Origin of the sequence: Vagococcus sp. AM17-17, assembly GCF_003471765.1 — a bacterium.
Classification (GTDB): Bacteria; Bacillota; Bacilli; order Lactobacillales; family Vagococcaceae; genus Vagococcus; species Vagococcus teuberi.
The window spans coordinates 38,654-54,391 of sequence record NZ_QRJY01000004.1; the positions used below are offsets into that span (position 1 = coordinate 38,654).

The following is a 15,738-nucleotide window of genomic DNA, read 5'->3' on the forward strand; positions in this document are numbered from 1 at the left end:
AGTTAATCACATTTAAAAAAAATCATTTTTTAACATCATAAATAAAGATTATTTTCTTTTTGTTGTAGATATGTAATCAACTACTGAATATTAAAAAAAAATAAGAATCTAGTTGACAATAAAAAAAATATTTGATAATATTCAAAAATATAAAGCGTAATAATTACGGTTTAAAAGTTAAAGAGTTAGGTAGGTTTTTGGATGAAGAAAAAAATAATATTAGGTATGTCTTTGATAATGATGGGAGGGTCACTTGCAGCATGCTCAACTGCTAAAACTGAGCAGACAAATACTGACAAAATAAAAGTAGCCACCACATTTTATCCGATGTATGAATTTACGAAAGAAGTTGTAGGTGACGCTGGAGAAGTGGATATGATTGTTCCAGCCGGAGTTGAAGCACATGATTTTGAACCATCAGCTAAGGATTTAAAGAAAATACAAGATAGTGATGTCTTTGTCTATAATAATGAAAATATGGAAACGTGGGTACCTTCCGTTGAATCAGTATTAAAGGAGGGGAACGTAACAAAGATAAAAGCAACTGAAAATATGGTATTACTACCTGGAAGCGAAGAAGAACATGACCATCATGAACAAGGTAAGGAGGGGCACTCACATGAACTAGATCCACATGTCTGGTTAGCACCTAGTTTAGCAATTAAAGAAGTCGAAGAAATTCGCAATCAACTGATAAAAAGATATCCAGACAAAGAAAAAATATTTACTACAAATGCTGATAAGTACTTAAAAAAATTAGCTACTTTGGATAAGTCGTATCAAGATACATTAAAGAACGCTAAACAAAAAAGTTTTGTGACACAGCATGCAGCATTTGGTTATTTAGCGTTGGAATATGGATTAACACAAGTACCAATTTCTGGTCTTTCTCCAGACGAAGAACCATCACCAGCTAGATTAGCTGAACTAAATAAGTATGTGAAAGAGAATGATATTAAATATATTTATTTTGAATCTAATGCAACAGATGCTATTGCTAAAACATTGGCAAAAGAAACTGGTGTGGAATTATTAGTATTAAATCCGCTAGAGGGGTTAAGTCAAAAAGAAATTGATAAAGGTGAAAACTATGTTTCAGTTATGGAAGAAAATCTAACAGCTTTGAGTAAAACTACTGGCGAAGAAACGACAAAATCTATTGTAAGTAAAACACCTGAAAAAACAGTACAAGCAGGATACTTTGAAGATAATCAAATACAGGATAGACCATTATCAAATTGGAAAGGAAGTTGGCAGTCAGTTTACCCACTTTTAAAAGAGGGCACATTAGATCAAGTGTTTGATTACAAAGCTAAAATGAAAAAAGATAAATCAGCTGAAGAATATAAAAAGTATTATGATTCTGGGTATAAAACATCAATTAAAGAAATTGATATTACAGATTCAACGATGACTTTTATTGATGATAGTGGTAAAAAAATGAGCTCAAAATATAAGTATATTGGTCAAAAAGTTTTAACTTATGAAAAAGGAAACCGTGGTGTGAGATATTGTTTTGAGGCAACAGATCCTAGTCAAGGTGCTTTTAAGTATGTTCAGTTTAGTGATCATGAAATCACGGATACAAAATCAGCTCATTTCCATTTGTACTTTGGCAATGATAGTCAAGAAGCACTGTATAAAGAACTTGAAAACTGGCCAACTTATTATCCTAAAGACTTATCTGGAAAAGAAGTCGCACAAGAAATGATGGCTCATTAGAAAGGAAGAGATGTATGAGAACACCCATTATATTAGAATGTTCTGAAACAAAAGAGCGATTGTATTTAACAAGTAAGAATAAACGAAACACACCTGAACGACTGGAGTTAAGAAAATATTCTCCAAAGCTTAGACAGCATGTGGTATTTAAAGAGACAAAAAAATAAAGGAGCTGAATAAAGTGGCAAAAAAATCTAAGATAGCCAAATATGAAAAACAAAAAAAATTAGTGGCAGAATATGCAGAAATAAGGAAAGAATTAAAAGAAAATAAGGACTATGAGGGGTTACGTAAACTACCTAAAGAGTCAAATCCTAATAGATTAAAGCTAAGAGATGAAACAGATGGCAGACCAAGAGCTTATATGCGTAAGTTTGGCGTGTCTCGTATTACATTTAGAGAACTTGCACATAAGGGACAATTGCCCGGCGTTAAAAAAGCAAGTTGGTAAAAAAGAGGAGGAAACAATTTGGCAGTTCCAAAAAGAAAAACATCAAAAGCTAAGAAAAATGCGCGACAAACACATAAAAAACTATCATCAACAGTGTCTTATGATAGTGTATTAGGAGTATATAAACGCAGTCACTATGTATCACGTGATGGTTACTATAAAGGTAGAAAAGTCATTTAGTAGGAGGTGAATCTAGATGAATATTATTTATCCACCACTTGTTGAAGATAGTTTATCTTATCATTTTGATGAAAAGAATATTGAGATGGAAGATAAAATTAGGATGTATCAGCATATGATTGAGGTAGGAATTATTACAGAACAGGGCCTCCCAACTGAAAAAGCATTAGATATGGGTTGGGTAAAAGATTTTTATGAAGAAGAAGACATGTCCTTTGAAGACTTTTTGACTCTGTATCCTGTTTTTAAACGATACGACGTCAATCTTTTCCAAAAGATTGATGGTTTTTGGGAAATCTCACTTTCGTTTAAAGAATCGTTAAAGGATCATCTTTTATCTGAAAATATGAGTTATGATGATAGGCTACAAATTACTGAATATTTATCAGAAAGGTAGAGGGATATGTGGATACCAATTACAGTTATCTCAGGATTTTTAGGTTCAGGAAAGACAACATTAATCAATCAAGTCATTAAAGGGAGTGATCTAGCACCTGAAGAGGTTGTTATTATAGAAAATGAATTTGGTGAAGCAGGAATTGACCATGAGTTATTAATTCATTCAAAAGAAAATATTGTACAGATGAACGGTGGGTGTATTTGTTGTAGTTTACGTAGTGATTTGTTAAATGCATTAACAGCAGTGTTAGATGTGTTTGTAACACAAGGTTATCCAATTAAACAAGTTATTATTGAGACAAGTGGCGTGTCTGATCCACAACCAATTATTCAAATGATTGTGGGGACCCCTAAGTTACAGCCCTATTTTTATTTGGATAGTGTTATTGGGGTTATAGATGCTGAGAATATTGTACAAAATCTCCAACATCATGAAGCGACAAAACAACTTGTCATGTCAGACCGACTATTGATTTCACAAAAAAGTGTTACGAATAAAGACAGTATCAATCAAATAAAAGAGCAACTAAAAGAAATTAATCCGTTAGCAGATATATACGAGTTTTCATTAATTCAATCATCTTCAGAGTTAGCTGATTTGGTACTAGGAAATCATTTATTTAATCAATCAATCGATGATGAAGAAGAACACCATCATCACCATCATCATGAATTTGAATCAATGATTATATCTGAACCAGGTTATGTTAAAGAAGGTTTATTACACAATTGGCTTTCTTGGTTAATGATGAACTATCAGGAATCTATTTATAGAATAAAAGGTTTTGTCAATGTGTCTGATCAAGACTTTCAAACAGAAATTCAAGGTGTGAATCAGTTATTAAATTTTAATTTGACTAATCGTTTAACCGAAAATAATGACAATAAATTAGTTATCATCGGTAAAAATATCGATAAAGATGACATTAATCAAGTATTTCAATTAGTGATAGAAAAATCAACAGAGGGAGACTAATCAATGGAAAAAACAGATGTATCTAGTGCATATAGACGTTTAAGTAGTCCTAATATTAAAACAAAAAAACGTGCACTAAAAATTATTAAAGAAGCCAAAAGAAATAAACGTGGAAAATAGTCAAAATGCCTTGATTTATTCAAGGCGTTTTTATTTTTTAATTGATAATGAATCTCAATTTTCTTATTTATGGTAGAATATAAAAAATATTATCAATAAATAGGGGGAAGCATATGATGTTTGGTTATAACAAATACCATAACGTTCATATAATGAAGTAAATAAAAAATGTTGAAAATTGGTTTATTGATAGCTGATTTGTGGTATTTTATTTTTTTATCACCGTATTATACTAGGTTCATAGATAAGAGTTACACAATTAAAGTTGCCGTTATTAATTTTGTGCTTATCTATGAACCTATCTTCCTCCTAATTGAAGTATAGACTATATAAACACCTACAGTTATTCCCTTTTCTGTAGGTGTTTTTTGTTTGGTTAGCGAAGAAGTTTTAAAACCATAAACCGACAAAGAATAAAACTACTTGTGTGATGGCTATCATACCTAAATTTTTAATGGCTAGTGGAAATGTTTTTGTTTTGATTTGTTCTTTCGAATAAATCATAGTATTTTTCCAAATCTTCGGAAAAATTAACCAAATACCAAGTAACGTGATGGGCACGATATTTAACACCACACCAAGCGTGGCAAATACAAATGATAAAATCACGAGTAATTTAAATAGCGACACAGCTCGTTTTTTTCCGATATAGTATACAAGTGTGTGTCTGTTGTTTAAAACGTCTTCTTCCACATCGCATGTATTATTAGCTAACATAAGATTTGAAATGGCTAGAGCAGTTGGTAGTGATAAAATCGCTACTTGAATGATAAATTGACCATCAAATGGTAAAATATCAAATACGTTCAAGTAAACACAGATTAAAGGAATCACAATCCCCATTGTCACACCAGAAGTCACTTCACCAACCGGAAGGCTAGAAAGTGGTTTTGGTCCAGCTGAATAGGTAATCCCAATGAAATAACTAAACATTCCTAACCATAAAATGACCCAGCTTGTTTGAGACGCAAGATATACACCAATAATAGCAGAAGAGACAATCAACCCAATCATCATATTTCTTACAAGAGTGAGTGATAAATTTTCTCGCCCGATAATATTGGTTTCTTCTTTATAGTCGTGCACATCAGTCGCATTATGATAGTCCATGTAGTTATCTAATATATCGACAGCCATATTAAATAATAACATTGAGGTGAAAAATAAGAGCATATATAATGGTTTGATTTGTTGATAATGGTACCATGAATATAAAAATCCCATAATAAACGGGAAAACACTCGCAGCTTTTGCTTTAAGTTCGATTAATTCGGCAAATACTTTAAAATTCATTCGTAAACTCCTTCACATTTTATCCACTGTTTATTATACTGTTAGAGTAGGTATTTTTCAAAAATGAATGATTGGAAATTGTTCATTGCTTAATTATTGTAGATTATATGATTTTATAGGAGGCCGCTATGACTGTTCATCCACTGTGGGAGATGTATCCTACTATCCAAAAAGAATTGATTGAAACCAAGCGTGTCATGGAAAAGTCAGTTAAAATTCGAAATAAAGAAATCACGGAAACATTGCAATTATTTTTTGATGCTGGTGGAAAATTATTACGTCCAGCATATTTTTTATTATTTTCAAAATTTGGTACGATAGAATCAGATAAGAAACGTTACCGTATGGCAGCCTCGCTTGAAATATTGCACGTTGCAACGCTTGTTCACGATGATATTATCGATGATTCACCTGTACGTCGCTCAATGCCGTCAGTGCAAGCTCTATATGGACAAGATATCGCAGTTTATACGGGAGATTTTTTATTTACAGTGTACTTTCATTTATTGGCAAATGCGACAAATGATTTAAAAACAATTTCATTAAATGCCCAAAGTATGAAGCGAATTTTAGTGGGAGAACTGGACCAAATGAATTTACGGTATAATACAAATATTACGGTCAAACAATATTTTCAACATATAAAAGGAAAAACGGCTCAGTTATTTGAATTTTCTTGTTATGAGGGAGCGCATTATTCGCATGCACCAAAGACAGTACAACTTCAAGCAAAACGAATCGGCTATAATATTGGGATGGCGTTTCAGATTATGGATGATATCCTTGATTATAAATCGACACAAGAAGACATGCAAAAACCAGTCTTTGAAGATATGAAGAACGGGTACTATACATTACCGCTTATTTTAGCGATGAATGAAAATCGTGAGGCTTTTTTACCTTATCTAGAGAAAAAGACAGAGTTGTCTAATCAAGAGATGAAAGAAGTACAGCAACTAATCGAAAAATATAAAGGCATAGAAAAAGCTGAGATGATTGCAGAGCGATTCACTAATAAAGCCTTAACAAGCATAAAAAAATTACCAGATATTGTAGAAAAAGATATTTTGTATCATGTAACAGAAGTACTTTTAGATAGAAATAATTAAAAAAACATCATCTAACTTTTAGGGAAATGTGGAAGTTAGATGGTGTCTTTTTGTCTAGTATTAAGTTAATTGTAATAAACTTGCTGAAAGAGGGACGACGATGACAGTAATGACTCCTACTAGAATCATAGAAATACTTGCCATGGCTGCTTCTGTTTCACCTAGTTCAATTCCAACTGATACACCTAAAGCATGACCAGCAGAACCAAGTGCTAAACCTTTAGCAATAGGGTTATTGATGTGGAAGAATTTTAACGCCATTTTTCCAGTTGCGTAAATGATAACAGCATTGAAGATGACAGCAAAGGCAGTTAAAGAAACAATTCCATTCATTGATTCAGAGATAGGAACTGCAATCGCTGTTGTTGCCGCTTGTGGTAATAGAGAAACCATCATTTGAGGATGCATACGAATTAGTTTTCCAACAGCGACAATGCTTGTGACAGATACTGCTGATCCTATTGTAATCGCAGCAACTATTTCTAACCAATATTTTTGTAGTAAATCTCTTTTTTTGTATAGAGGAATAGCAAAGGCAATGGTTGCAGGCTCTAAGAAGAAACTGATGACTGTTCCACCTTGATTATATTGTTCGTAGTTGATACCAGTTGCTTTTAAGATGATGACACCTAGAATCATAGCAACAAATAATGGGGTGAATAAGAAAAAACCATTTGTTTTTTTGAATAAAAATGTCCCAACACCAAATGCGACGAATGAAATAACAATACCAATATATGGGGTCATTATCTTTGTACCTCCTCTAATTGTTGTTTTTTAAGAAAGGCTAGTTTTCTTTCTTTAGCACCAGATTTTTCTTTAACTCCTAATAGGTAAGATGCGCTCCATCCAGTAACTGCTAGGATAACAAAAGTTGCAATAAAAATGACTGCTAAAATTGGCACGCCATAAACTTTTAAAATGTCTAATGAGTTGTATAAAGAGATACCAGAAGGAACAAATAGGAAAGAGATAATACCAGTTAAACTTGTTCCTAAACCCTCAACTTGCTCTAGTTTCACGATGTTTGTGCTTAAGGCTGCAAATAAAAGAATCAACCCAATAACTGAAGCTGGCATAGGGATAGGTAATACATAGGCAATCCCTTTAGAGATGAGCATAATTGCTGCAAAAATAAATGCTTGGTGTAAGAATGAATAAACTTTTTTTTCCATTTGTAAAACTCCTTTTCACTGATTCATTTGATAAACCTAGTATAGGAGAAAGAAGCCATTTTGTGTGGCTTTTACCGTGAAACGCAAAAATGTAAGCGTATAATACAAAAAATCACTCCCAAAATGCATGAAGCAAAATGGCAGTGATTTGATTAAGATAAACCAATCATTTCTTTGAATGGTTTAACGTAGGATCTGCTGACAGGCACTTTTAATCCATTATCTAGTGTGACTTGTAGTGTATTGTTAAACCAAGGTTGTATTTCTTGGATTTTTGTAGTGTTTAAGATGAAACTTCGGTGTGTTTTGACAAAGGAATCCATCGGCAAACGTCTTTCGATTTTACTTAAACTCCCACTTGTTTGGTACGTTTCTTTTTCAGTGTGAACACTTAACTCTTTATCTTCGACAGAGACTAAATAGATATCTTTAGGGTGAACGAGAAAAATCCGATCCTCTCCCTGAATGGGAATCGCATCTATGGAATCAGTCACTTTTTTTACAGGTCCTTCTGTGGGTTTGATGATTGAGATTGCTTTATCTAATGCTTCGTGGACGACCACTTCATCAAAGGGCTTTAAAATATAGTCCATGGCATTTACCTTAAAGGCTTTTAGTGCATAATCATCATAGGCTGTTGCAAAAATAAGATAAGGTGGTTTCTTCAATTTTTTTAGTTTATTCGCTAAATCAAACCCACTTTCATCAGTTAAATGAATATCTAAAAAAATAATGTCGGGCTTTTTATCCATGATTTGTTCCATGGCTTCTTCGACAGAATCAGCTTCAGCAGTTGACGTGATACCAGGGTGTTGTGTCACTAAATAGGTTAGTTCGTCACGAGCTAAAGGTTCATCGTCAACAAGTAAAACATGTATCATAGGGAATCATTCCTTTATATTAAAGTATTTACACCATTTGCTTCAATCAGTGGTATGGTTAAGGTGAAGGTTGCGCCATCTCCTGAATTATTTTTAACATCAAAACTAGCTTGACCACCAAACAAGTTAATCATTCGTTTTGATAAGTTTTCTAGAGCCGTACCGGTTCCTTTTTTAGACGAAACAGGTTCTTTTCCTAATTGTAGCAACCTGTCTTCAGGAATGCCTAGCCCATTATCTGCCACAGAAATAATTAATTGTTCTTGTTCTTTATAAATAGAAACATAGGCATGATTATTTTCTTTTCTAGCTCCAAAAGCATGCTTAATGGTATTTTCTATTAGTATCTGTACGGCGTAAGGTGGCACGACAAAATGTGTGATGTCGTCTTCGATGTCAAACGTGACAGAATATCTATTTGGAAATCGTGCTTGTTCCAAAGAAAGATAAGCATCAACTTGAGCTAATTCTTGTTTTAAAGGAATCAAGGTTTGTCTGGCACCTTGTAAGTTCCCTCTAAAATAAGTACTGAGTTGTAATAATAATGTTCTGGCTTTGTCACTGTCTTTTCTCATTAGAGCTGAAATGGTATTAATGGCATTAAAGAAAAAGTGTGGGTTAACTTGTGCTTGTAATGATTTGATTTCAGCTTCTTTTAGCAACTTAGATTGAACTTCTGCTTCACCTAGTTCAATTTGCGAAGAAAAAATAGTTCCTAAACCTTGTGCTAATTGTTCTTCAACATGTGTGAGTTGATTGGCGTCAGTGAAATACATTTTAAGTGTGCCGACAATTTTTTTATGAACAAACAAAGGAATCACGATAGCTGCTTCTAAAGGGCAGCTTGGATTCGAGCAACCAATATGTTCTTTATGATGCACGATGGAGAGCTTTCCATTTTTTAAAACATCACGAGATAACTCTGTAATAACTTCTAATTCGGGGATATGATGATCACTTCCCGCACCATAATGAGCGAGTATTCGGTGACTATCTGTCAAACTAATAGCACTCACTTTTGTATAGTGCTGAATAATAGTTGCGACTTTTTGAGCTGAATGCTCGTTTAAACCTTCTCTAAAATAGGGAAGAGTGGCAGCAGCTAGTTCTAGAACATCATGTGTTTGAACAGCTTTGGCTTGTTCCTCTTGTTGCAAAGTAGTAGTTAAGATAGATAAGAATATAAAGGTTCCCGTACTATTTAGAATAATCATAGGTAGCGCAATGAAACTAACTAAGTTAAGGCCTTGTTGAATACTACCACCACTAAATAACATGATAAAAAGCATCTGGACACTTTCCATCAATGCTCCAATCAAAGCAGCTTGAGTAGGCGAAGGGAATTTTCCTTTTTTCGTCATTTTTTTACCTAGCCAGCCAGATAATATACCAACTAAGATAGAAGAAGGGATGTAGAACCAGCTATAATTACTTCCTTGAATGAAACGATGAGTTCCAGCAATTATCCCGACCATCCCACCAACAAAGGGTCCAGCGACAATACCAGAAACACCGATAGCCAAAGTTCTAGTATTTGCAATGGATACATTGTCATGTAGGTTGGTTAGGATACTACTTGGAACGATTTGATTATCTTTAATTTCGATTCCGGTGAAATTTGAGATAATAGCAAATAAACTAAAAATAATAGCAAGTTGTAACTTTGATTGATAGGAGTTCCGGCTTAGTAATAATTTTTTAAAGTAGGGGACATTTACTAATAAGAAAGCTAAGAGGATAATTAATCCAACACGCTCCATCATTAGGATAAATAATTCGACCATGTGAGTAAACTCCTTTGATATTTAGTTTTAGTGTAGCATAAAAAATATTCAATCATACAACAAAAAAACGTGTCGATAGTAACCTATCAACACGTCGAGTCTTTATTTAACCATACCCCATTTACTTGGTGGCCAAAAAGCAATTTTGGATTTTCCGATAATATTTTCTTTAGGAATAAACCCAACTTCTGGGAATCGACTATCTTTTGAGTTTTGACGATTGTCCCCCATAACAAAGTAACTATTTTCAGGAACAGTTTTCTCTCCAGTTAATGACTCTAAAGTAAAGTCATAAGTTAAGACGTCATCAGGGTTTGTTTTTTTCAGTTCAGCTTTTTTCTCATTTAAATAAGGCTCATCCATTTTTTTACCGTTAATATAAAGCACGTCATCTTTGTATTCTACCGTGTCACCAGGCATACCGATTACACGTTTGACATAATTTTTAGATGGGTCATCTGGTGCAACCAGTGAGACAATATCAAACCGTTTAGTATCGCCCATTTTTAATGCGATATTTCTTTCACCATCAACAAGTGTTGGCATCATTGATTCCCCACTTACTGTGACTGGCGTAAATACAAATACTCGTAATAACACTAATGCAATGATTAAGACGACATACCAAATTAAGTCTTTAATCCATGTTGGTTTTGTCATAATAAACCTCCTATAATCTAATTACCATTTCACTGAAATGATAACTTATAGAGTTTATTATACGATATATTAAAATGAATGTCATTTATTTAATGTATAGTAATAGACAATTTCTTTCAAGAATACTAAACTGTTTTTTGAAATATGTTTAGTATAATAAGACGTAAAACGCTCATCAGCTAAATACATATCCAACATCTGTTGATGATAAACAGATGAATAAAATGGACTCGTAATCGATAACCATTTTTTATGAGCAAGAAAGGCTTCTTCGGCTAAAGGATGGGAGACGTCTGTGATTTCTTCTTGTTCTAATTGATTTAATGAGTTAAATAAACGTTGTTCAGCCTCTTGTGAGTCGCTGAAATCATTCTGTGATAGGTTCATCCAATTAGATTCATACGTCTCTATTTCTTTTGTATCGTATTTTTGAAGTAGTTCCTCTCCGTATTTTTCTTGATTCGTTTTTATTTGTTGTTGTTTGAACGCTTCAAATTTTTCGTCATTAGTCATGTTGAGTTCTCCTTTGTAGTACTTAATTGTTTTATCTAATGAAAGGATAAGTCTGTCTAACTGTTTTTTCTGTTCTAATAATTTATCAAAGTGGTTAGATAAAGACTCAATGATGCAATCACTATCATCTGATAATATAGATTTTATTTCGTCTAAGGAAAAATTAAATTGTTTATAAAAAAGTATCTGTTGTAGTCGATCAAGCTCTTTTTCACTATAATAACGATACCCGTTTTCTTTAATATGTGTGGGTTTTAATAAATCTATGCTATCGTAGTAGCGTAATGTTCTTGTAGTAACACCTGATAGTTTAGCTAATTCAGTTATAGAATAAATAAAAACTCCTCCTTTCATTAATGTGAGTATACATCTTGACGTAACGTTAAGGTCAACAAGTGAAATACTATCTTTTCAAGTCTTTTTATCGTAAAATAAACTATATAATATTCAGTGAGGTGAAAAGATGGTTGGCTTGTGGGAACGTTTGAAAACAAATAGTAGTGTTCGGCGAACGATAGTTTTATGTATTATATTTTTATGTCTGTATTTAATTCGAAATATTATCAGTTTAATTCTACTAACATTTATTTTAACGTATTTAATCATTCGAGGAGTAGAGGGGATTCACCATTTAACCAAACTCCCTAAAAAATTAATAGCGATAGTAATGTATCTACTCATCATCGTATTTTTATATTTTTCGATTACAGTATATGTTCCAAAACTGTTTAATCAAACGATACAGATGATAGAAGAAGTCTTTAATTTTTATCAAAAAGCAGATACCAATAATAAATTATATGAATGGATTGCTCAAAATGTCGGGTTTAATGAAATCAAACAACAATTAACAACAGGAGCTAAAGTAGTGTTCACAACCATTACAAGCATTGGTTCTATGGGAATTACGTTTGTGATGTCATTGATTTTAAGTTTCTTCTTTATTATAGAAAAAGATTGGGTAACCGAGTTTGGTCAAGCCTTTTTCAAAAGTAAGATAGGACTCTTTAGCCAAGATGTCGCTTATTTAGGTAAAAAATTTGTTAATACTTTTGGGGTTGTGATAGAGGCCCAATTTATTATATCGATTGTGAATACAATATTAACTATTATTGGGTTGATTTTTATGAAATTTCCACAAGATCAATTATTAAGTTTAGCTTTAATGATATTTATTTTAAGTTTAATTCCTGTGGCAGGGGTAATTATATCATGTATTCCACTATCGTTGATTGCTTATACAGTAGGTGGTATTGAAGATGTTATTTATGTGTTAATTATGATTGCTATTATCCATGCGATTGAATCATACTTATTGAATCCTAAGTTAATGAGTAGTAAAACAGATTTACCTATCTTTTATGTCTTTGTTATCTTGATGTTCTCAGAAAAATTCTTCGGCGTTTGGGGACTGGTTATAGGGATACCAGCTTTCGTCTTTTTTCTTGATTTACTTGATGTTAAAGTGGATCACAAAAAAACACCAGTTATCCCGCAAATTAATTCATCAAAATAAAAAACGTTGTTCTCTTTTATTTAAGAGGACAACGTTTTTTCGATTAAAACACATCTGGATTTTTATAGTTGCGAATTTTAATAGCTGTAACCAGTTCAGAAATACCTGATAGAGCTAGAACCACTCCAAAGAACTTGAATAAAACGATTAGACTACTGAAAGGTCTAAATAAAATAAAGATTCCAGCAAGTAGTAGAGCAATACCATAAAGTAACATTGGAACATAACTAATATTGACATATTGTTTAAAGTTAAGCGCACTTGAAATTTTTGTTGCTCCACCAATAATAATCATAATACCTAAAAAGATAGGTAAGATACTAGCAATTGGTCTAGCAAAGAGCCAAATCATAAGGGCGGCAATAAAATAAAAAATACTCACAGAAATTTGACTATTTTGTTGATTTCTTAAATAACTGACAAGATTAATTAAACCAAGGATAGCATTGTATCCTGCAATCAAATAGACAGCCATATTGAATAACTGATTTGGTCTAAGAAAAATCAAGATACCGACTAATAAATAGATGATTCCTCGAGCAAAAGCGTGGCGTTGGATGGAACGAAATAGAGAAGACATGTCATCACTCCTTAATTATAATACTTTCATGGTTATTATACGTGTCTTACGAAAAAATAACCAATAAAAAGATAAAAAGCTCTACTTCGAGTCATTACTTTAACAGAAGCAGAGCCAGTTATTACATAGAACCTTTGAAGACGTGTTTGTTTTTTACGAAATAATCTATACCTGAATAGATTGTGGCTGCTAAACAAATATATAAAAAGATTTGATCTAACGGTAAATTAATCGCGTTAAATGGAACATTGCCAAGTAATAATAAAATAATTGCAACCATTTGAGTGGCTGTTTTGACTTTACCAGGCCATGCAGCTGCCATGACTTCACCATCTTCAACAAGTAATAGACGTAAACCTGTTACGGCTAGTTCACGACAAACAATAATGGAAACAACCCACGATGGGGCATTACCTTGTCCAACTAAAACAATAAAAGCAGTCATAACTAACATTTTATCTGCTAATGGATCAGCAAACTTTCCAAAATTTGTGACTAAATTATGTTTTCTAGCAATTTTCCCATCTAACCAATCTGTAATACTTGCTACCGCAAAAATAATCGCTGCAACGAGTTGAGTGATTAATAAGGGGGTACCAAAAACATCAACCTCCCCCCAGTTAAGTGGAGCTAAAGCAACAATCATAAAGAGTGGAATCATACAGATTCTAATGACCGTCAACTTGTTTGGTAAATTCATTTATAAACGACCTTCCTTTTTTTACTATTCATTTTCCTTAGTAGTATCAAAATTTATAGTAATAATTTTTTTACCAGTAGTTGGATTAGCTTTGTTAAAAGCGAGTTCTTTGTTATTGACTTTTACTGATAAATTATTTGATGCCCCGACAATAATATCAATTCCTGTGGCTTCTTCAGGTACAACAGAGCTAATGGTTTCACCTGGTTGTAACGTATATTGATAGTAGATAGCATTTGTTCCACTTTGTTGTAAACCAATCCAAACTGGTCCTTCTAAAGCAGTAAAATCAAGTTTTATTGGAGTAGAAACATTTTTACCAGCATAAGTGACTAACTCAGTGGTATCAGATGTGATACTAAACTTGTTTTCACTATCAGCTTTTTTAGACGAAGACTCTTTGGTTTCTTTAGATGTTTCAGTAGTACTAGATTGTGACCTGCTTTCTTCACTTTGATCACTACTACTACCAATGACAACCGTTTTTTCAGGTTTTGGAACAAGTGGACCACTGGCAATATCTAATCGCATAGCATAAATAATTGTCCCTATTATAGCAATAACAACTAGAGAAAGTAAAATGACTGGCAAATAAGATTTAAAAGAGGTCTGCTTTTTTGCTTCTTTTTGGTGTTTTTCTTTACGAGACCCTTTGACTGGTGTAGCAGATGGCAATTGTTCATAGATTTCATCAGGTTTTCCTTCAAATCGGCGAATTAATGGTCGTGAATTCAGTCCGACAGCTTCAGCATATTGTCTAATAAAGGTTCTAGTATAGTAATCACTAGGCATAGCATCGAAGTCATTTGCTTCGATGGCAGATAGATAACGACGTTGAATTTTTGTAATTTTTTGTAAGTCTTCTATGGTCAACCCTTTTTTTAGTCGGGCTTTTTTTAATTGTTCACCGATTGTATCCACGGGAGCGTGCACCTTTCTTTCTAATTTTTAATTAAAGCGTCCAACCACCAGTTATAGGAATGACAGAACCTGTCATATAAGTTGCATCTTCACTTAATAAGTAGGTAACAAGTGAGGCAATTTCTTCAGGATGTGCTAGACGATTAAGTGGTATCTCTGAAATAAGTTCATATTTTTCATTTTCAGTCCATAGAGCATTCATTTGTGTTTCTACAGCTCCTGGCGCAATACTGTTTACTGTTAAGTTCATGGAGGCGACTTCTTTCGCGTAAGCTTTGACAAAAGAGATTTGTGCGCCCTTAACTGTACTATACATAACTTCCATAGAGCTGCCAATCAGACCATAGACCGAACTGATAAAAACAATCTGACTAGAAGATTGTTTTGTTAGCGAAGATTGACATAGTTGACACAAGCGAATGGGTTGTTTTAAATGAGTATCCCATAAAAATTGCATCTCTGCTTCAGTCGTATCAGTTAGTAGTTTATAAACTGTTCCACCATGAGCAAATACAATGGCATGAAGTTGAAATAAGGAGTCAACTAGTCGATTGACATCACTTTCTTGACTTAAGTCAGCTTGGATAGCAAAGAAATCCTGTTTTGGATACAATTGTTGTAAGTCATTAATCAATGAGGTGATTTTATTCTCTTGTTGATAATAATGGCAATAAACGGAGTATCCTTTCTTAGCTAATTTTAAAACACAAGCAGAGCCAATATCTCCACTAGCTCCTGTAACTAACACATATCTCATG

The 15,738-nt window shown here is 33.2% G+C and carries 20 protein-coding genes; 9 read left to right on the top strand and 11 right to left on the bottom strand.

Features of this window, described 5'->3' with window-relative positions; translation table 11 throughout:
• Positions 1-201 precede the first annotated feature (201 nt).
• Genes DW196_RS06970 through DW196_RS07000 form a run of 7 tightly spaced genes read left to right on the top strand, consistent with a single transcriptional unit; the run spans position 202 to position 3,848 of the window.
• Entirely contained in the window at positions 202-1,722 is a 1,521-nt protein-coding gene (locus tag DW196_RS06970) for a zinc ABC transporter substrate-binding protein AdcA (protein WP_118250754.1), read from the top strand.
• Between the two features lie 14 nt (positions 1,723-1,736).
• Positions 1,737-1,889, top strand: a complete 153-nt coding sequence (gene rpmG / locus DW196_RS06975) for a 50S ribosomal protein L33 (RefSeq protein WP_118250755.1) — start codon at positions 1,737-1,739, stop codon at positions 1,887-1,889.
• A gap of 14 nt (positions 1,890-1,903) precedes the next feature.
• Complete coding sequence (gene rpsN, locus DW196_RS06980; protein ID WP_071456270.1) at positions 1,904-2,173, top strand: 30S ribosomal protein S14; 270 nt, start codon at positions 1,904-1,906, stop codon at positions 2,171-2,173.
• 18 nt (positions 2,174-2,191) lie between these two features.
• The gene (gene rpmF / locus DW196_RS06985) at positions 2,192-2,353 is read left to right on the top strand and encodes a 50S ribosomal protein L32 (RefSeq protein ID WP_118250756.1); all 162 of its coding nucleotides are present in this window, start codon (positions 2,192-2,194) and stop codon (positions 2,351-2,353) included.
• A 16-nt stretch (positions 2,354-2,369) separates the two neighbouring features.
• Positions 2,370-2,750, top strand: coding sequence for a hypothetical protein (locus DW196_RS06990; RefSeq protein ID WP_118250757.1), 381 nt, complete (start codon positions 2,370-2,372; stop codon positions 2,748-2,750).
• A gap of 6 nt (positions 2,751-2,756) precedes the next feature.
• Complete coding sequence (locus DW196_RS06995) at positions 2,757-3,728, top strand: GTP-binding protein (protein WP_118250758.1); 972 nt, start codon at positions 2,757-2,759, stop codon at positions 3,726-3,728.
• Between the two features lie 3 nt (positions 3,729-3,731).
• Positions 3,732-3,848, top strand: coding sequence for a putative metal homeostasis protein (locus DW196_RS07000; RefSeq protein WP_117972397.1), 117 nt, complete (start codon positions 3,732-3,734; stop codon positions 3,846-3,848).
• A 390-nt stretch (positions 3,849-4,238) separates the two neighbouring features.
• Here DW196_RS07000 and DW196_RS07005 read toward each other — a convergent pair whose 3' ends face one another.
• Complete coding sequence (locus DW196_RS07005; RefSeq protein WP_118250759.1) at positions 4,239-5,141, bottom strand: prenyltransferase; 903 nt, start codon at positions 5,139-5,141, stop codon at positions 4,239-4,241.
• Positions 5,142-5,269: 128 nt separating this feature from the next.
• On the opposite strand from DW196_RS07005, the gene DW196_RS07010 reads away from it, so the two are divergent.
• Positions 5,270-6,250, top strand: coding sequence for a polyprenyl synthetase family protein (locus DW196_RS07010; RefSeq protein WP_118250760.1), 981 nt, complete (start codon positions 5,270-5,272; stop codon positions 6,248-6,250).
• Positions 6,251-6,310: 60 nt separating this feature from the next.
• Here the strand turns inward: DW196_RS07010 and lrgB are convergent, their stop codons facing one another.
• The 6 genes from lrgB to DW196_RS07040 all read right to left on the bottom strand — a co-directional run bounded on the left by lrgB (position 6,311) and on the right by DW196_RS07040 (position 11,617).
• Positions 6,311-6,997 (bottom strand): antiholin-like protein LrgB, encoded by a 687-nt coding sequence (gene lrgB, locus DW196_RS07015; protein WP_079345950.1) that lies wholly within the window; start codon positions 6,995-6,997, stop codon positions 6,311-6,313.
• Complete coding sequence (gene lrgA / locus DW196_RS07020; RefSeq protein WP_118250761.1) at positions 6,997-7,425, bottom strand: antiholin-like murein hydrolase modulator LrgA; 429 nt, start codon at positions 7,423-7,425, stop codon at positions 6,997-6,999. Before lrgA ends, lrgB begins: the two co-directional genes overlap by 1 nt.
• A gap of 152 nt (positions 7,426-7,577) precedes the next feature.
• Positions 7,578-8,303: a LytTR family DNA-binding domain-containing protein gene (locus tag DW196_RS07025; protein ID WP_118250825.1), complete on the bottom strand. Its 726-nt coding sequence runs from the start codon at positions 8,301-8,303 to the stop codon at positions 7,578-7,580.
• 17 nt (positions 8,304-8,320) lie between these two features.
• Complete coding sequence (locus tag DW196_RS07030) at positions 8,321-10,090, bottom strand: sensor histidine kinase (RefSeq protein WP_118250762.1); 1,770 nt, start codon at positions 10,088-10,090, stop codon at positions 8,321-8,323.
• A 102-nt stretch (positions 10,091-10,192) separates the two neighbouring features.
• Positions 10,193-10,750: a signal peptidase I gene (gene lepB / locus DW196_RS07035; protein ID WP_118250763.1), complete on the bottom strand. Its 558-nt coding sequence runs from the start codon at positions 10,748-10,750 to the stop codon at positions 10,193-10,195.
• A gap of 81 nt (positions 10,751-10,831) precedes the next feature.
• Complete coding sequence (locus DW196_RS07040) at positions 10,832-11,617, bottom strand: MerR family transcriptional regulator (RefSeq protein WP_118250764.1); 786 nt, start codon at positions 11,615-11,617, stop codon at positions 10,832-10,834.
• 109 nt (positions 11,618-11,726) lie between these two features.
• Between DW196_RS07040 and DW196_RS07045 the strand changes: the two genes are divergently transcribed.
• Positions 11,727-12,779: an AI-2E family transporter gene (locus tag DW196_RS07045; protein ID WP_071456282.1), complete on the top strand. Its 1,053-nt coding sequence runs from the start codon at positions 11,727-11,729 to the stop codon at positions 12,777-12,779.
• A gap of 43 nt (positions 12,780-12,822) precedes the next feature.
• Here DW196_RS07045 and DW196_RS07050 read toward each other — a convergent pair whose 3' ends face one another.
• The 4 genes from DW196_RS07050 to ymfI form a co-directional block, all read right to left on the bottom strand.
• Complete coding sequence (locus DW196_RS07050) at positions 12,823-13,359, bottom strand: HdeD family acid-resistance protein (RefSeq protein ID WP_118250765.1); 537 nt, start codon at positions 13,357-13,359, stop codon at positions 12,823-12,825.
• Positions 13,360-13,480: 121 nt separating this feature from the next.
• Entirely contained in the window at positions 13,481-14,059 is a 579-nt protein-coding gene (gene pgsA, locus DW196_RS07055) for a CDP-diacylglycerol--glycerol-3-phosphate 3-phosphatidyltransferase (RefSeq protein WP_071456284.1), read from the bottom strand.
• Between the two features lie 24 nt (positions 14,060-14,083).
• Entirely contained in the window at positions 14,084-14,980 is an 897-nt protein-coding gene (locus DW196_RS07060; protein WP_071456285.1) for a helix-turn-helix domain-containing protein, read from the bottom strand.
• Between the two features lie 31 nt (positions 14,981-15,011).
• Complete coding sequence (gene ymfI / locus DW196_RS07065) at positions 15,012-15,737, bottom strand: elongation factor P 5-aminopentanone reductase (RefSeq protein WP_071456286.1); 726 nt, start codon at positions 15,735-15,737, stop codon at positions 15,012-15,014.
• Position 15,738 lies beyond the last annotated feature (1 nt).